Genomic DNA, 16,044 nt, shown 5'->3' on the forward strand with positions numbered 1-16,044 from the left:
AATGTCAAATGCCCCTATTTTTGTTCACCGGCAGATCACATACCGATTGCGAGACTAAAGAAAATTGGAACAGCACCCTAGTGCATAGATGAATGACACACCTTTGTATAAATGCGGCGCAAAAAAGGCATCACCCGACACGGACGTCGAGCATGACAAAGCACTCTCTGATTGTTTTTCTTTTTTGCTGTATCGGATCTTCCGCGTGTACCCATATTCGTATTGAGGAGCAAAGCTTCTTGCGAAGTCGCAGCCAGGCCGTTCTTCACTACCTAATTCGTGAAGGCGCAAGCACCTCGGCAGAACTCGCCGAAAACACCGCTTACCCGATTCCAACCATCGAGCGCACAGTGGCACAACTCGCCGAAAACGGCTCCCTGATACTGGAGGATGGAAGCTGGGCACTCACGCAAACCTACCGGACGAAACAAGCCGACTATATCTCAAGTATTGAGCAATTCAGTGCAACCCAATTAAACAGCAAACACAAGCTCCATGACTTTGTTCAGGAGTCCCTGTCGGAACCGAACCTGGCCATTGCGGGGTTCATTGCTAAAAATCCCTCGGAAACGCTCTTATTCTTCGGCGGCAACGGTTTTACCCTAATACCGCAAATGCACGCGCTCGAGCGGTTTCTGGAACCCCAGCGGAATGTTTTCTCTCTGGACTATCCAGGCATGGGCGAAAGTGAAGGTCCGCTCACCGTAGCAAGCCTAACTGAGGCAGCCGAGCGAGCGTTCAAGCACATTGCCAATAAAACGGCTGTGAGCAACACCACGCTGATCGTGTATGGATTTTCGATGGGGGGTTTTGTGGCCACTCATATTGCATCCACATTCGGAGTAGATGGTTTGATCCTAGACTCAACCGCGCCCGACATCCAAAGCTGGGTAAACGCCTCGCTGCCGTTTTATGCAAAACCATTTGTAAAGCTTGATATAGATGCAAACCTGCTGGTTGCAAATAATGCTGACGCAATAAGCTCGATCACCTGTCCGATTTTGTTGATTGCTGGCGCAGATGACGCAATCACGCCCCCAGCACTGATGGCGCAGCTGCGAGATAGCGCGAAAAAGTCATCGCACACCGATTTAAGGGTTTTGGACCAAACTTCACATGGAAAAAGTATCGATCACAAGTCCTTTGCCAGCCTGTTGGATGCTTTTTTTAGCGTCAGCAATAATGTAAGTCGGAGTGGACCTACCTATTAACGCGGCGACTATTAACCCGATGTTTCAATAGATACCCTACCCCCTAGCCTCGCGCTCTTAAAATACTGAAGACAATATATGAGTCTTTTGATAATTCAACGGCTTACACTGCCTTTCGGGCAGCGGTGATACTTTATGCCCCGCCTATTAGACTCACAATTTTCATTGCTATGTTAACAGCTAGCAAGCCTCCGCTTTGGCCCAACAAATATAAACCATCCAACAGTTTTCCATTAAAAGTTTAAAACACACATACCATTTTCGAAGACGTTAAAAAACGCTCCGAAAGACGCGAAAATCATCAATCATATTGACTACTAGCGATTGCGCCACGGGTTCTTCGACACTTTTTTATAAAACTTGGCAGATTTATAAAAATTGGCAGAAACTATTCGTTCACTACCGTTAAGGCACCATAAATGTAACTTTATTTGCGATTTATTGAATTTAATTTTTTTCTCCGCCTGGATCTCATCAAAATTTCAAGGTTTTGCTGAGCGCAAACACAAATAGTCAAAGAAATTTCGCCAAAAGTTCAATCGCCTTCGTTATGAGCTTGCTATTCTCCTGTTCGCTTTAAACCCGATGTTGTCTTATTCACCATAACTTCAATTAAGCCCAACAGAACGATAAAAACAATAAACACGTTCGCCATTCACGCTGTACCTGCAATTAGGAAAGCGAGGAATTCTGACGATGAAAAGCCCGTATAAAACTCAAAAACCACGCAAGGCGCGAAGCCTGTATTTGGCGCTTGTAAGCACACTGGCCTGTGGATCAGCCGTGGCACTGGAATGTGATTACACAACCACCAACGATTGGGGATCTGGCTTTACCGCGCAGATCACCATCACTAACGACACCAATACCACAATCAGCACCTGGTCCGTGGGCTGGCAGCAAAACGGCGGCTCGTCCATCACCAATTTGTGGAATGCCAATTTGACGGGGAGCAACCCATACAGCGCAACGCCAGTTGGCTGGAACGCAACCATCGCTCCAGGTGCGAGCCAGAGTTTCGGGTTCGTCGGCGAGGGCAATGATTCCACCGGGACAATTCTTACCTGTGGCAGCAACAGCGGCTCTTCCACGAGCAGTTCCAGTTCGTCGTCCTCCAGCAGCTCGTCTTCTTCCTCTAGCTCTTCATCGAGCACCTCTTCATCAACATCATCGAGCAATTCGTCATCGAGCAGCAGCTCATCCAGTAGCTCGAGTTCGTCAAGCAGCTCCAGTTCGTCCTCATCCGGCGGCACCAACCCTGTTTGCCCAAGCAGCTCCGACAACGCATTCCAGATGTATGCGCCCAGTGTTCCTGCAACTATCGAAGCCGAGGATTTTGACCCGGCCGGCTATGAAGACTCTTCCGCAGGCAACGAGGGTGGCGACTACCGTACCGATACCGACGTCGATATCAAGCAGGTCAGTGGTGGCTACGCAGTGGGCTGGATGACCTCTGGCGAATGGCTGGAGTACACGGTGTATGTTGAGCAGGAAGGCGATTACGATGTGACCATACGCTCCGGCTCTGCTATGGCTGGCCGCACCTTCAGCTTGTCGCAATGCGACACACCACTCATTGAAAGCTTCACCGCCCCGCAGGTGAGCGACTGGGGCCAATTTAAAACCTGGTCTGCCGGTACCGTCCACTTGCTGCCGGGGTACCAAAAGATACGAGTAACGGTGAGCGGGGACGACTATGTGGACCTGGACTGGATTCACATTGGCCCCTTTAGCGGCACGATTGACCCGCCAGATGAAGCCGGTTGTGAGCTGCCTGGTCAGCTTTCCTGGACATCGACTTCACCCGTAATCGCCCCTGCGCAATCGAGTTGGGCCTCGGTCAAAGACCCATCCATCGTGAGGTACAACGACCGTTACCATGTATTCGCCACCGTGTACGACAACGGGCTAAGCAGCTACGGCTCGATCTACATGAACTTCAGCGATTTCACTCAAGCAGGAAGCGCAACGCAAAACTATATGCGCAACACCACTGTTGGCAATACTGTGGCACCGCAGGTGTTCTACTTTACACCGCAGAACCGCTGGTACCTGATTACTCAGTGGGGTGGCGCATATTCGACTACCACGGATATCAGTAATGTGAACAGCTGGTCGCGCAAGCAGCCTTTGCTGGCGGGAGAACCCAGCGATTCGCTCGATTTCTGGGTTATCTGTGACGATACAAATTGCTATCTGTTCTTCTCACGCGACGACGGTACCCTATACATGTCAAAAACCAGTATTGGCAACTTCCCCAACTTCAGCGGCTATACCACGGTAATGTCGGGAGCCCAGAACGTGCTGTTCGAAGCGGCAAACGTGTACAAGGTGAAAGGGACAGACCAATATCTGTTGATTGTCGAAGGCTGGCAGTCCGGGCCACGATTTTTCCGCGCCTGGACATCCAACAGCCTGGACGGCCCATGGACGGCATATAAAACATCCGAATCCAATCCGTTTATGGGGTTGCAAAATGTTTCCTTCCCGAGCGGTCAGTGGACCAACGATATCAGCCACGGAGAAATGGTGCGTGCGGGCTACGATCAGAAAATGGAAATTGATGCCTGTAATATGCAGTATCTTTATCAGGGCCGTAATCCCAACGCGGGAGGCAATTACAACTCGCTACCCTACCGTTTAGGTGTGCTGAATCTCAATTAGTAACTTGGCGAAGAAAATTGCGAAGCTAATAGGCGGTGCAGGGATGAACCGCGATTAATTAAATAGCAAGACATATTGACAGATGTAAAACGGGGCGCAAGCCCCGTTTTTTTGAGGTACGCACAAGATACAAACCTTCACACAACAACTAACCTTACGTTCCCCCCTAGATTGCCCGAAATAAAACCGGCCGACTCAGCTAGTTTCGACTAAAGTTGATGAGTTAGGCGCCGATAATTGTTGTACGCCACAACATATGTACGCCGCAATATGCGCTTTGTTCTTGATCGGCGCCAGGCTCAGGGCAAGGCGGCAGAAACTAATACCTAATAATGCCAGCCCATTCAGTGCGACCGGGTCGCAAACACAAATAAACGCGCCCAGTAGACCGATCATACCCAATAACACATAGATTTCCGGCGCCCTTCAGCCGTTTCGGAGCCGTTTGCACAATGAGAAGAAAAATCAGGTTCGCCTACCACACATTGAACCGCACGCAGGTTTTCGCGCGCTTGTTGCTAACGCTCCTGCTGTTGCCATGCACGCAGGCGTTTGCGCAGGGGCGTATCTACCATCAAAAAATCGATCGTTCCCAGGACAGCTACATGCTCGGCTTGCTGAAACTCGGGCTTTCCTACAGCGACAGGGATTACAGTTTTCAAGAAGACAGTGAAGTCTTGAGCCGCACCCGACTCACAGAAATGGTGGCCACCGGGGAGCGCACAGTTATGTGGACAGGCGGCTCGCGCCAGATGGAAGCCAAGCTTTTACCGGTGCGGATTCCCGCGTACAAGGGGTTGATGGGGCACCGCGTGTTCCTTATCCGCCAGGGCGACCAGGCACGCTTTGATCGCATTGAAACACTGGACGACCTACGCTACGTAAAACTCGGCCAGGGCCACACCTGGGCTGATACCGCGATTCTGAAAAGCGCGGGCCTCAATGTGGTCACCGCACTGAAAACGCCTGGCCTTTTCTACATGTTGGAAGGCGGGCGTTTTGATGCTTTTCCGCGCGGGGTCCATGAGCCCTGGCAGGAAATGCGTAACTATGCGGATCTCAACCTCACCGTCGAAAAGGGGCTGGTGCTGGTATATACCATGCCATACTACCTGTACTTCTCACCCAGTGAGGAAGCGTTAGCCAAGGACGTGGAGAGCGGGCTGGAAAAAGCGATCGCCGATGGCAGTTTCGACCGTTACTTTTTCGCCGACCCGGATGTTCGCAATGCGTTGGAACGAGCGCAATTGAAATCACGGCGTGTGCTGAACATCGACAACCCGAATTTAAGCTCGAAAACACCCATCGATCGGCCCGAGCTGTGGCTCGATATTAACGACCTCTAGCTTAAATTAGCGGCGCGATTTACCCGCCGATTAAATGCTTTTAATCGCGCGCGCTTCGGGCAAGGGCGGTAATTCCCTGTACCGCCTGTTAGTTTCGCAATTTTTATTGCTCAGTGAATAAGGGTTGGTTTAACAATCTGATCATCAGTTTTTCCAGCCCTTTAACATCGACGGTTTTAACCACCGTCTGCAATTGCTCGCCCTGGTGCGGACGGTAATCTTCCGACCAGGACAGCGTATCCCCATAACTCGGGCCAAATTCGCTGACGCAGTCGATATAAAGTTCGGCTGCATTAGCAATCAACCCCTCATCCAGCCACACACCCGTGGCGATTTCGTCCCACAGGGGGAAATTCGGTTCGCGGCCGGCAACCACTTTGCTGAGCGCGTTATCGCGGCGCGACATTTTCTTTAACAGCGCAGGGGTCAGCTGGGTATCGGTGGATGGATCGACTGGCACCATCACGATTTTGCGCCAGGGCGCGCGCAGGGCAATGCGCACCGCTTCCGGGTCCCATCGCCAGTTGAATTCACGCCGAGGAGAATTAATAAACTCCCGCGCAAACTGCGCCGCGGCGGTGTTGTTCAGCGTTTGCTGCGGCTGCAGACTGCCGCCCATATAAACCAGCTCTTTGGCGAGACTGGCGAATGCCGGGTCGAGCGACTGTGCCAATGCGATATTGGTGAGCGGCCCGGTCGCGATAATCGAAACCTCTCCAGGATATTGGTGCACCATGCGAATCATAAAATTCGCCGCATGTTCGGCCTGCGCCTTGGTGCTGGGGTTTCCTTCCGGCAGATCCGGCACTTGGTCCCAGGCGTGGTAGGTCGGGGTGCTCTGTTCGGTCTCCTCCACCCACTCACGTTGCCAGGCGCCTTTCCAGATTAACTTGCCATAGCGTTGCTCCCACAAATGGGTGGATTTTTCGGTGTTCAGCAGTGGGAAAACTGCGCCGGAATACACCGGAATATCACTGCGATTAGCCAGCTCCAGGGCGCGCAAAGCCCACTGCGTATTCCACGCTAACCAGCGATTGCCGCTGACCTGGGTTACCCCCAGCACCTCGCTGTTCGCATCCTGCACCACCATCCACTGGGCCACGCCAAAACCATCGTCATCAAGAATAACTTTGCGTTTTGCCGGTGCAGCCTGCACCGATAGAATCACACATTGCCAAAGTAACACTCCGCGCAACAACACACTGAAACCACGGCGCAGGCTGCGCGGCAGAAGAACTGAGATCATATTTAACTCACCACATTAATCGCAAAACCGCTCACCCATGCATGAGCTACGCCAGCAAAACAACGCGCGCGCACATCATTGGGTTGGCGGACGATTAAAAAAACGAGCGGCGACTAGCGTTCGACAACTGTATAGAAAGGCTCAGCCAAAACGCGTGTTTCGAAAACGCAACGGCGTTAAACCGCTTCACTCATTGTTGCCTCACCCTGCGCCATTTCCCGTTGCTGCCGAATCTGCTTGCTCAAGAATTCCGCATCCTGCCCCACGTGGTAAAACCGCCCGGAACCCCAGGTGTGCATCCAGTTCAAACCGAGAAAATAGAGCCCCTGCACTGGCGAAACACCGCGCTTTTGCATGGGTGTGCCGCTGCCGTCAAACGCTGGCAGGCGCAACCAGTGGTAGTCGGTTTTAAAACCCGTGGCCCACACCACCGAGGTGATATTCGCCGCCTTAAAATCCAGCCGCGTTTTTACCGGCGGCGCATATTCACTGTGCAGGTTGTCGTCTGCCGGAGCGACAATACCGTTTTCCTGGATATATTTTTCGATGGAGTCGGTAATCCGCCGCGCCACCTCATCGGCATAATCGAGATTCTGGTGCAGGTCATCGTGAAAACTGAGCCCGTTCTGGTCAGCATCCTGCAAGCGACCATACAACTGCATGCCCTGCTCGGCGAAGATGCGCAGATTCAGATCGCGCCCGCCGTCGCGCCCGGTGACATAGTGGTTGGTCGCTTTCGGCGCGTTTTTTCCTTCAGGGTGCTGATCGATCGTGGTGTGGTAGTAGCCCATATCATCCAGCCACTTCACCACATCCTGGCCGCGGTAACGGCGGTTGACCCGCGGCGCCTGGCCGACACACAGGTGCACCTTGCGACCTGCCAGGTGTAAATCCTCCGCGATCTGGCATCCGGACTGCCCGGTACCCACCACCAACACATCGCCCGGCGGCAACTGGTCCGGGTTTTTGTAATCCCGCGTGTGCACATGGGTGATCGTAGCGGGCATTTTCGCCGCGCAGGGCAAGGTAAACGGCGTGTGATAAGCGCCACAGGCCACCACCACCTGATCCGCCGTGTAGGTCTGCGAGGGTGTGTCTACCTGAAACCCTGTACCGGTTTTCACTACATTCGTGACCGGTGAGGAAAACGCCACCGGCGGCTTGAGGAAATCAAAATAGCCCTGCAGGTAGGCGACAATTTCGTCTTTCACCATAAACCCATTGGGGTCGTCCCCAGGGTAGGGGTAACCGGGTAACTGGCACTGCCAGTTCGGCGTAACCAGGCAAAAGGCATCCCAGCGCTGGCTTTGCCAGCCGTCGGCGAAGGTCGCCGCTTTTTCCAGTATCAAATGGTCGATATCCCGCTGCTGCAACCAGTAGCTCATCGCCAGCCCGGCCTGCCCTGCGCCGATAATAATGACCGGATAGGCCGCGTCGCGCGGGTGTGTTTTGCTATGGACCGATGTTGTATTCATTCGCTTCTCCAGCCCCGCGCTCAGCGAAACGCCAGCAGAGTCACCGCGCCCGCGGCCCCCTGCTCGCGCAAGGCGACAATTTTATGGTTAATTTTCAGTTGTTCGTCGGCCGCCGCACTGCAAGCGAAACCGTATTTGGCCTGCACCCGGGCAGACGCCAGCTCCAGCGCACTGTTCACCCGGGCCGCGAAGTCCTCCAGCGGATATTCATCGCCAGCCTCAAAGGCCTGGTGGATCACCGTGGACGGCGAGTAGTAGGTCTGACAGTCGCCATCGGGCCAGGCAACATCAAAATAAACGGCCGGCATATCACACCCCCAGTCCGGTTAAAGGTTGTTGTTGAAGATTCCAGAATTCGCAGGTCGCGCCCGCATCGTCCAGCACGATGGTGCCGCTGTCGGTGATTTCCCCAACCGGGCTACAGGTGAGATGGCTGGCACGAAAATAGTTGAGCAGGCCGGACACCTTGTCGGGTTCCACCGCCAGCAAAAAGCCATAGCTTTGGAATGCCCGCAGCCAGCGCAGGAGATCGCCCGGCGGGCGCGGAATGGCGCTCAAATCCAGGGTCGCGCCACACCCGGTGAGTTCGAGCATCATAATCAGGGTACCGAGCACGCCGCCGTTGCTAATATCTTTGGCGGCCACCGCCAGCCCCGCCTCTGCCAGTTCCGCGGGCACCGCCCACTGGGCCCGAATCTGCTCGGGCGTTTTACCGCCCACGCATCCCCAGTAGGGCAGGTTGCCGTGCCAGCTGCCAGTGAGGTCAGTGAGCATAAACAAGCGCTGCCCGGCCGCCACGTGATAGCTCGACAGCAGGCGCCGCGCCTCGCCCATAATCGCCACCGCCAGGTGGGGCCTGTAGTCCTCTCGCAGGCTGCTGTGGCCGCCCGCGAAGGTTACGCCAAATACATCGCACGCCCGTTTCATGTGGCTCAGCAATTCGCCAGCCTGTGCACTGTCCGCATGCCAATAGGCGTTCACGACCGCCGTCGGGCGGCCACCCATCGCGGCGATATCGCTGATGTTCACCATCACCGACGACCAGCCCGCGGCGCGCGGGTCGGTAAGGACAAAGTCCGGCAACATGCCTTCCATCGCCAGCAGTTGGTAACCGTCTGCCACCGCAAATGCCGCGCAATCATCGCCGGGCAGGGCATAGCGCTGGGTGAGCGTCAGCGGCACTGGTGCGATTTCCTGCGCTTGCGTCGCCGCCAGCTGGATCGCGCGCTTGGCGGTGATCTCCGGCAGGCCGCGCAGGGTGTCACAAAGATTGAGGAGCGCCGACTGAGCATCGTGCCCAGCGGCAACACAAGAGGAGGTATTCATCGGGATTGCCTCTAGCAGGTGCGCGCCATAAAAGGATAGGCCGCAAGGTTCGCCTCCATCCGCACGTGGTGCTTGCCAGCGAGGGTTAATTCGCCGCAGGTGCGCCAGTGCACCGAGTGAAAATAACTTTCATTTTGCGGCTGCACATTGGCCAGAAACCGGGTACAACCGAGATCGATTGCACGCGACACCGCTTCGTTGATCAGCGCCTTGCCAATCGCCGCATGGCCGCGATAAGCCCGCGCCACGCAGAGACGGCCGCCAAACCAGAGACTGTCCCCGGAGCCGTCGTCCTCCTGATAAATACGCACCGCGCCAACCAGGTCGTCAGTCATGCCCCAGCTCGCGGCCAGCGCGACGATGGGAATCGCACGGAAATCCTGTCCGTCCTGCTCATTGTCGGGCAACAACCGCTGCTCGCGCGCAAATACCGCGCGGCGCAGAGCGAAATACGCCTGCTTCTCCCAGGACCCTTCCGCGACCTTCACCTGGATATGGTGCGAGCGAAAACTGTGAAAGCTTTGTTCATCAAACGCATACTGCAGCTTTGGCATCTGCCTGCTCCTCCTGGTTTTCCGATTCCTGGTTTTGGGACTCATAGCTTTTCAGTGCCGAACAGGCACCGCACTTGGCACAACCGGCAGAGAGCGAATCCGACGCAATTCCCCGCGCGCGAAGTGCCGGGCCAAGGGTTTGAAAAATCCGGTCGAGCATTGCCGGGTCTGCCATGGGCGCATTTTCGAGCGGCGTACCGGCCACCGGCACAAACGGCACTACAAACGGATAGACGCCGCGCGCAACAAGGTCGAGACTGAACGTCAGAATCTCTTCTTCGGTATCACCCAGTCCAGCAAGTATGTAAGTGCTTACGTTTCCAGCACCAAAGACCGCGACGGCGGCATCGTAGGCGGCCAGATAACGGCTCAGCGGCACGCTCGCCTTGCCCGGCATAATCTGCTTGCGCACCCGGTCGCTCACCGCCTCCAGGTGCATGCCCAACGCATCCACACCCGCGTCTTTCAGGCGTTGAAACCAGCTATCGTCATCCGGCGGTTCACACTGGGCCTGAAGGGGAATGTCCACTGCCGCCTTGATCGCCCGCGCCGACGCTTCCAGCACCGCCGCACCGCGATCTCCGCCTTTCGGCGTTCCGGTGGTGAGAATCATCTGCTGCACTCCATCCAGCGTTACCGCCGCGCGCGCAACCTCCGCCAACTGCTGCGGGGTTTTGTGGGCGATGGTTTTACCGGCCGCGAGCGATTCTTCAATTGCGCAGAACTGACAGGATGTTTCGCGGTTGCGGTAGCGCACGCAGGTTTGCAGCACGGTGGTCGCCAGCACGTCTTTGCTGTGCAGGGTGGCGATTTTCCAGTAGGGCACGCCATCCGCCGTGGTGAGATCGTAAAACCGCGGTCGCGCAGGCGCCTGCACCCGTGCAACGGGTTTATCGTCCTCAAAAATTAACACCTGGGCGTCGCTTTGCGGTTCCGCCCGAAACGGCGAACGGGCTACCGGCTTAGCCTCGGTTTGGAGTTCCACCTGTGGCTGCTCAAATACCGGCACCATGCTGGTCTGGCTGCCAAAATCCAGCGCTTTGTGATCCGTCGGGCCAGCGCCGCCGGTGCGGTTGAGACCGAGCCCGGCGCCGCCCCAGCGCACGCCCTGGGCCTGAATGCGAGTGAGTAGTTGGGGTGATATCACGATGCAGTCTCCTCGGGTACGGGCACCCGCACAGCCTGGCCCGCCGACTCGGCCGCCGACGGTGCCGTGTCCGGCAGGCTGAAACCTGCACCGGCGCCGCCAGAAGGCAAGTCAGCCATTGGCCGGGTGGGATGTGCGGGGGCTTTGTTAACCAGCAAACTCAACAGTTCCGGGCGCGCGTAGTGGCCTACGCTGTCCATCATCCGCTTGCGTTTGTCGATGAGAGAAAAGTCCAGTTCGGCGATGCAGGCGCCCTCGCCGGATTCGGTAGTGAGCGGCTCGCCCAGCAAGCGCCCCTCCGGCGACACGATGGCGGTATAGCAACCGCCACTGATCGCCGCCAGCGCGCCGCCGGTGTCGGCGACTATCTGCTGTTGCTGCTGCGGGCTGAGCCAGCCGGTGGCATTCACCACGAAACACCCGGACTCCAGCGCGTGGTGGCGAATGGTGACGGCGATCTGCTCCGCGAATATTTCGCCAACCAGCGAGCCGGGGAACATACTTACGTGAATCTGCTCCCCATCCGCCATCAGTGCGTAGCGCGCCAGCGGGTTGTAGTGTTCCCAGCAGGCCAGCGAACCGACCCGACCAACGGCCGTGTTGGCCGCCGCCAGACCAGAGCCGTCGCCCTGCCCCCACACCATGCGCTCATGAAAGGTGGGCGTGATCTTGCGGCGGTGTTGCACCAACTCCCCGTTAGCATCGAACAGCAGTTGCGCGTTGTATACCGAACCGCCATCCCGCTCGTTGACGCCGACCGAGACCACCATACCCGCACGCTTGGCGGCCGCCGCCAGTTGCCGGGTTGCCGCCGATGGCACCACCACCGCTTCCTCCATCAGCAGCATGTGCTGTTTGCCCATGGCGCAGGGCGCCTGCACAAACGAAAAGTAGGGGTAGTAAGGCACCAGCGTTTCGCCAAACACAACCAGCTCCACACCATCGCGACCCAGCCGGTCGATCCAGTCACAGATTTTATCCACAGTGCCCTGGCGCGAATAAAGCACCGGGCTGCACTGCACTGCGGCGGCAATAACAGACGGCATGCTTACATCGTCCAGGTGTGAACGACAAAGGCATTTTCCTTCGCCATTAACAATTGCAGGTCCATTACGTCCAGCGGGTTAATGGGGCGAATACCTTCAATCAGGGCTTTTTCTGTCTGGCCGTAGAGCGCCTGCAACGCAAACCGGCAGGCGTAGACTTCACCACCTTCCGCCATAAAGGCTTTTAATTGATTGTTACACGCCAAGTGACCAGGGAAGGCCTCTGCACCCAGGGTGGGGAAACCTCGCTGCACACCCAGTTGTACGCCGGGCCCGTAGAGCAGAATCTTGGTTTCAAAGCCCTTGCGCAACAGGCGCTTTGCCTGCAACAGGTTCACCAGGCCGATGGAACCCTCGAAGGCAACCGTGTGGAAAGTAATCAGTGCTTTGGCGCCGGGCTCGGCCTGAACGTCTTCAAACACTTTTTCTTCGTAATCCACTAAAAAATCGCCGTCCTGATGAAGTGCGCGTTCGACTGTGGGCATAGGGAGGTCCTCATAATGTGTTGTTTTAGGGGTTCGCACGATTGTGCGCAACGTCCACATGCCTATAGCGACGGCCGTACCAAATGCGTATCTGGCGCGTAAAATTTATTTATTTTTTATATTTATCAACACGTTACGAATTGAACAACAAAATATCCCTACATTTAGCCGGGCAATAACAAGCAACGCATTTGCATACTTCTACGCATTTACGTAGTTTTTACTTACGCTTTTGCGTAGTATTCTGGGTGAATACTTAGCCGCCACAAGAGACAACCCCGATGGTCGACAGCCCCGACTACAACGATGAATGGCAGAAACTTGCCTACTGGATGCGCAACACCGCGTTCGAGCAGTGCGCGGAAGCCATCATGCTGCTCGACCCGCTGGAAAACCGCTATATCGACTGCAATATCGCCGCCTGCCAGCTGCTGGGCTATGGTCGCGCAGAAATCCTGCGCCTGCCCATCTCCGCCATCCACGGCAAAGAGCTGGGCCAGCTCATTGTGTTTACCGAGCAGGCTATGACCCAGGGGCGCTCGTGGAGCAACCGGATTGGCTGCAAACTGAAAGACGGCAGCTACATGGCTGCCGAGCTGCACGCCGCGCGCGCGGTGTTGAAAAAACGGGAATACCTGGTGGTGACTCTGCGCAGCATTTCGAACGACGAACTGAGCCGCAACAAAGCCGAAGCCGACCGCCTGGTGCGCAACGGCCTGCTCGAATGGAAACACCTGGAATCGGTGTTTCGCCAGGGCGAGCGCGAAAACCTGCTGATGCTCACCTCCGTGGGCGACGGTATTTACTGTGTCGACACCCACGGCCTGTGCACCTTTATCAACCCGGCGGCCAAACGCCTGCTGGGGCGCACCGACAGCGACGTGCTCGGCCAGAATATCCACTATGTACACCACCACACCCACGAAGACGGCAGCCACTACCCGGTAGAGGAATGCCCGATCTATGCTGCCATTCGCGATGGCATTGTCCACGAAGGTCGCCAGGAGGTGTTCTGGAAGCACGACGGCACCCCCTTCCCAGTGGAGTTCACCTCTACGCCGATCATCGCCAACAGCACTATCATTGGCGCGGTGGTGGTGTTTCGCGATATCAGCGAGCGCATCGAAACTCAGCGCCAACTGGAAAACGCACTGCGCGAACTCAGCGAACTGAAAGCCCGCCTGGAGGATGAAAACGCGTATCTGCAACAGGAATATCTGATCGAGCGAAACTACCACGGCATTATTGGCGAAGGCGCCGGTATTAAACGCATCAAACAACAAATAGAACTGGTGGCACAAACCGAAGCCAACGTGCTGGTTTACGGCGAGTCCGGCACCGGCAAAGAATTAATTGCGCAGGCCATTCACCAGGCCAGCCGCCGCGCCGACAAACCCATGATCCGGGTGAACTGCGCAGCCATCGCCCACGAGCTGTTTGAGAGCGAATTCTTCGGCCACATCAAAGGCGCGTTCACCGGCGCCCTGCGCGACCGCATCGGCCGCTTTGAGCTGGCCAACGGCGGCACCTTGTTTTTAGATGAGGTGGGGGAAATCCCGCTGGAACTGCAAAGCAAACTTTTGCGCGTATTACAGGAAGGGCAACTGGAACGGGTGGGCGAAGAAAAAACCCGCGAAGTGGACGTGCGCATAATTGCTGCCACCAATCGCGACCTGAAAGCCGAAGCCGATCAGGGCCGCTTCCGCGAGGACCTCTACTTTCGCTTAAACGTATTCCCCATTCAAGCGGTGCCCTTGCGCGACCGGCGCGAAGACATCGGCCTGCTCGCAGCCCATTACCTGGAACAGCTGTGCCATAAATTCCCGCGCCAACAATGCAAACTCACCCAGCGCGATCTCAAACAACTGCGCGACTATGCCTGGCCCGGCAATGTGCGTGAATTGCAAAATGTGCTGGAACGCGCAGTAATTACCTCGCGCGCAGGAAGGCTCAATCTGGACCTGCCCCAGCACAATCATCAAGACAACGCACAACCCACACTACCCGCGCTGAATACCGAGAGTATTACGGAAACGGAAATTCTAAGCGATGACGATATGCAGGCACTGGTAAAACACAACATGCTGGCCGCATTGGAAAAAAGCGGCTGGAAATTGTTCGGCAGCGACGGTGCCGCGGCACTCCTGGGTATGAAACCCACCACCCTCGCCTCACGCATTAAACGAATGGGATTAAAGCCATCGCGTTAGCTTGTACAAATCAGCCGCCTTAAAGGCCGATATAAAAACGCGCTCTTGCCGATCCCTACTGGCGTGTACGGCAGGGGCTTGCTACAGTCATCACCCCATAAAAATGAATAACAAACGTGCAAACACGGACGAAAGCGCAAACCATAAGGTGATGTAATGCTAGCTCGAACCAACAATAAACGCTCCCAGCGCACGCCCACAAAACACAATGCCCTGCGCGCTATTTTACCCCTCACATTTGTCGCTGGCGCGCTGACGCTGACAGCCTGCGGCAGCCAAACAAGCTCAACCCATACTGCACACAGTGCACAGGCAAACGCTGCGCAAACAGACCCACTCGCCTGCGGCAATAACACGGCAGCCCCCTTGAGCTGGACGTCTGCCGGACCACTGATCAGCCCGAAAGAGGGCGACTTCGCAGTTAAAGACCCCACCGTGGTGTACTACAACAACCAGTACCATATTTTTGCCACCATCAATGATGGCAATTGGAAATCCATGCAAATAACGCTGGATAACCTGGATGCCCAGGCAACCACCAACTACCAGCCTTTTTCGCCCGGCAACACCGGCAGCTCAGCGGTCGCACCGCAGGTGTTTTACTTCACTCCGCAAAAAACCTGGTACATGTTCACCCAGTGGCCCGCCTCTTATACCACCAACCAGAATATCGAAGATGTAAACGGTTGGATTCCGCGCGTAACCCTGCCGGAAGGCTCCAAAGGCGCCTACAAAGGCAATTCACTGGATTTTTGGGTGATCTGTAACGACGCCGATTGTTACATGTATTACTTTAAAGACGACGGCAAAATGTATTACATGAGTACGCCTGTGGATAACTTCCCAAATTTCGACCCGGGCACATTTAAAGTGGCCGACATTGAAGATTCCGGGCCCACCAATATTGTTTTTGAAGCGGGCAATATTTATAAAATAAAAAATTCCGACTACTACCTATTGCAAGTGGAAGGCTGGGGCGAAACAGAGAGTCGCCGCCTTTACCGCTCATGGCTATCCACCAGCCTGGACGGCCCCTGGATCGCCCATCACACAGACGAAAGTGCGCCCTTCGCAGGCCCAGAAAATACCACCTTTAACGGCCCCGCCTGGTCCCACCAAATAAGCCACGGCGAAATGATTCGCGACGGCTACGACGAAAAAATGGTACTCGACCCATGCAATATGCAAATGCTGTATCAGGGCGTGGACTTGAATGGTTTTAACGGCAACTACGGCGAGCGGCCTTACCATATTGGGGTGTTGAAACAGAAATAGAGAGAAAGGTTTGCTAGCGTGGAGTTAGCCACGCTAGCAACAACGACCTGGATGCCGTT

13 protein-coding genes are annotated in these 16,044 nt (G+C 55.7%); 5 read left to right on the plus strand and 8 right to left on the minus strand.

What is annotated here, in order from left to right; genetic code table 11:
• Positions 1-152 precede the first annotated feature (152 nt).
• The 3 genes from TERTU_RS18740 to TERTU_RS18755 all read left to right on the plus strand — a co-directional run bounded on the left by TERTU_RS18740 (position 153) and on the right by TERTU_RS18755 (position 5,221).
• A complete protein-coding gene (locus tag TERTU_RS18740; protein ID WP_015820385.1) occupies positions 153-1,211 on the plus strand; it encodes an alpha/beta fold hydrolase in 1,059 nt (352 codons plus the stop codon).
• 696 nt (positions 1,212-1,907) lie between these two features.
• Positions 1,908-3,875: a non-reducing end alpha-L-arabinofuranosidase family hydrolase gene (locus TERTU_RS18750; RefSeq protein WP_015819177.1), complete on the plus strand. Its 1,968-nt coding sequence runs from the start codon at positions 1,908-1,910 to the stop codon at positions 3,873-3,875.
• Positions 3,876-4,327: 452 nt separating this feature from the next.
• A complete protein-coding gene (locus TERTU_RS18755) occupies positions 4,328-5,221 on the plus strand; it encodes an ABC transporter substrate-binding protein (protein ID WP_015819221.1) in 894 nt (297 codons plus the stop codon).
• 103 nt (positions 5,222-5,324) lie between these two features.
• Here the strand turns inward: TERTU_RS18755 and TERTU_RS18760 are convergent, their stop codons facing one another.
• The 8 genes from TERTU_RS18760 to TERTU_RS18795 all read right to left on the minus strand — a co-directional run bounded on the left by TERTU_RS18760 (position 5,325) and on the right by TERTU_RS18795 (position 12,500).
• A complete protein-coding gene (locus TERTU_RS18760; protein ID WP_015818138.1) occupies positions 5,325-6,467 on the minus strand; it encodes a nucleoside hydrolase in 1,143 nt (380 codons plus the stop codon).
• Between the two features lie 176 nt (positions 6,468-6,643).
• Positions 6,644-7,942 (minus strand): MSMEG_0569 family flavin-dependent oxidoreductase, encoded by a 1,299-nt coding sequence (locus TERTU_RS18765; RefSeq protein WP_015820694.1) that lies wholly within the window; start codon positions 7,940-7,942, stop codon positions 6,644-6,646.
• Between the two features lie 20 nt (positions 7,943-7,962).
• Positions 7,963-8,250 (minus strand): MSMEG_0570 family nitrogen starvation response protein, encoded by a 288-nt coding sequence (locus tag TERTU_RS18770; protein WP_015819314.1) that lies wholly within the window; start codon positions 8,248-8,250, stop codon positions 7,963-7,965.
• A gap of 1 nt (position 8,251) precedes the next feature.
• A complete protein-coding gene (locus TERTU_RS18775; RefSeq protein ID WP_015818266.1) occupies positions 8,252-9,268 on the minus strand; it encodes a sll0787 family AIR synthase-like protein in 1,017 nt (338 codons plus the stop codon).
• Between the two features lie 11 nt (positions 9,269-9,279).
• Positions 9,280-9,822 carry an MSMEG_0567/Sll0786 family nitrogen starvation N-acetyltransferase gene (locus tag TERTU_RS18780; protein WP_015816810.1) on the minus strand — a complete coding sequence of 181 codons (543 nt, stop codon included), beginning with the start codon at positions 9,820-9,822 and terminating at the stop codon, positions 9,280-9,282.
• Positions 9,797-10,969, minus strand: a complete 1,173-nt coding sequence (locus TERTU_RS18785; RefSeq protein WP_015818453.1) for an MSMEG_0568 family radical SAM protein — start codon at positions 10,967-10,969, stop codon at positions 9,797-9,799. Before TERTU_RS18785 ends, TERTU_RS18780 begins: the two co-directional genes overlap by 26 nt.
• Entirely contained in the window at positions 10,966-12,015 is a 1,050-nt protein-coding gene (locus tag TERTU_RS18790) for a Nit6803 family nitrilase (protein WP_015817984.1), read from the minus strand. The genes TERTU_RS18785 and TERTU_RS18790 overlap by 4 nt, the downstream gene beginning before the upstream one ends.
• A 2-nt stretch (positions 12,016-12,017) precedes the next feature.
• The gene (locus tag TERTU_RS18795; RefSeq protein WP_015819606.1) at positions 12,018-12,500 is read right to left on the minus strand and encodes an MSMEG_0572/Sll0783 family nitrogen starvation response protein; all 483 of its coding nucleotides are present in this window, start codon (positions 12,498-12,500) and stop codon (positions 12,018-12,020) included.
• Between the two features lie 281 nt (positions 12,501-12,781).
• On the opposite strand from TERTU_RS18795, the gene TERTU_RS18800 reads away from it, so the two are divergent.
• A complete protein-coding gene (locus TERTU_RS18800) occupies positions 12,782-14,710 on the plus strand; it encodes a sigma 54-interacting transcriptional regulator (RefSeq protein WP_015820793.1) in 1,929 nt (642 codons plus the stop codon).
• Between the two features lie 156 nt (positions 14,711-14,866).
• Positions 14,867-15,985, plus strand: a complete 1,119-nt coding sequence (locus tag TERTU_RS18805; RefSeq protein ID WP_015820204.1) for a glycoside hydrolase family 62 protein — start codon at positions 14,867-14,869, stop codon at positions 15,983-15,985.
• Positions 15,986-16,044 lie beyond the last annotated feature (59 nt).

This window comes from Teredinibacter turnerae T7901 (assembly GCF_000023025.1).
Lineage (GTDB): Bacteria > Pseudomonadota > Gammaproteobacteria > Pseudomonadales > Cellvibrionaceae > Teredinibacter > Teredinibacter turnerae_B.

Bases quoted from the DNA above. Each gene is read 5' to 3' on its own strand.
- TERTU_RS18740 (WP_015820385.1), top strand. From the start codon at position 153: ATGACAAAGCACTCTCTGATTGTTTTTCTTTTTTGCTGTATCGGATCT.
- TERTU_RS18750 (WP_015819177.1), top strand. From the start codon at position 1,908: ATGAAAAGCCCGTATAAAACTCAAAAACCACGCAAGGCGCGAAGCCTG.
- TERTU_RS18755 (WP_015819221.1), top strand. From the start codon at position 4,328: ATGAGAAGAAAAATCAGGTTCGCCTACCACACATTGAACCGCACGCAG.
- TERTU_RS18760 (WP_015818138.1), bottom strand. From the start codon at position 6,467: ATGATCTCAGTTCTTCTGCCGCGCAGCCTGCGCCGTGGTTTCAGTGTG.
- TERTU_RS18765 (WP_015820694.1), bottom strand. From the start codon at position 7,942: ATGAATACAACATCGGTCCATAGCAAAACACACCCGCGCGACGCGGCC.
- TERTU_RS18770 (WP_015819314.1), bottom strand. From the start codon at position 8,250: ATGCCGGCCGTTTATTTTGATGTTGCCTGGCCCGATGGCGACTGTCAG.
- TERTU_RS18775 (WP_015818266.1), bottom strand. From the start codon at position 9,268: ATGAATACCTCCTCTTGTGTTGCCGCTGGGCACGATGCTCAGTCGGCG.
- TERTU_RS18780 (WP_015816810.1), bottom strand. From the start codon at position 9,822: ATGCCAAAGCTGCAGTATGCGTTTGATGAACAAAGCTTTCACAGTTTT.
- TERTU_RS18790 (WP_015817984.1), bottom strand. From the start codon at position 12,015: ATGCCGTCTGTTATTGCCGCCGCAGTGCAGTGCAGCCCGGTGCTTTAT.
- TERTU_RS18795 (WP_015819606.1), bottom strand. From the start codon at position 12,500: ATGCCCACAGTCGAACGCGCACTTCATCAGGACGGCGATTTTTTAGTG.
- TERTU_RS18800 (WP_015820793.1), top strand. From the start codon at position 12,782: ATGGTCGACAGCCCCGACTACAACGATGAATGGCAGAAACTTGCCTAC.
- TERTU_RS18805 (WP_015820204.1), top strand. From the start codon at position 14,867: ATGCTAGCTCGAACCAACAATAAACGCTCCCAGCGCACGCCCACAAAA.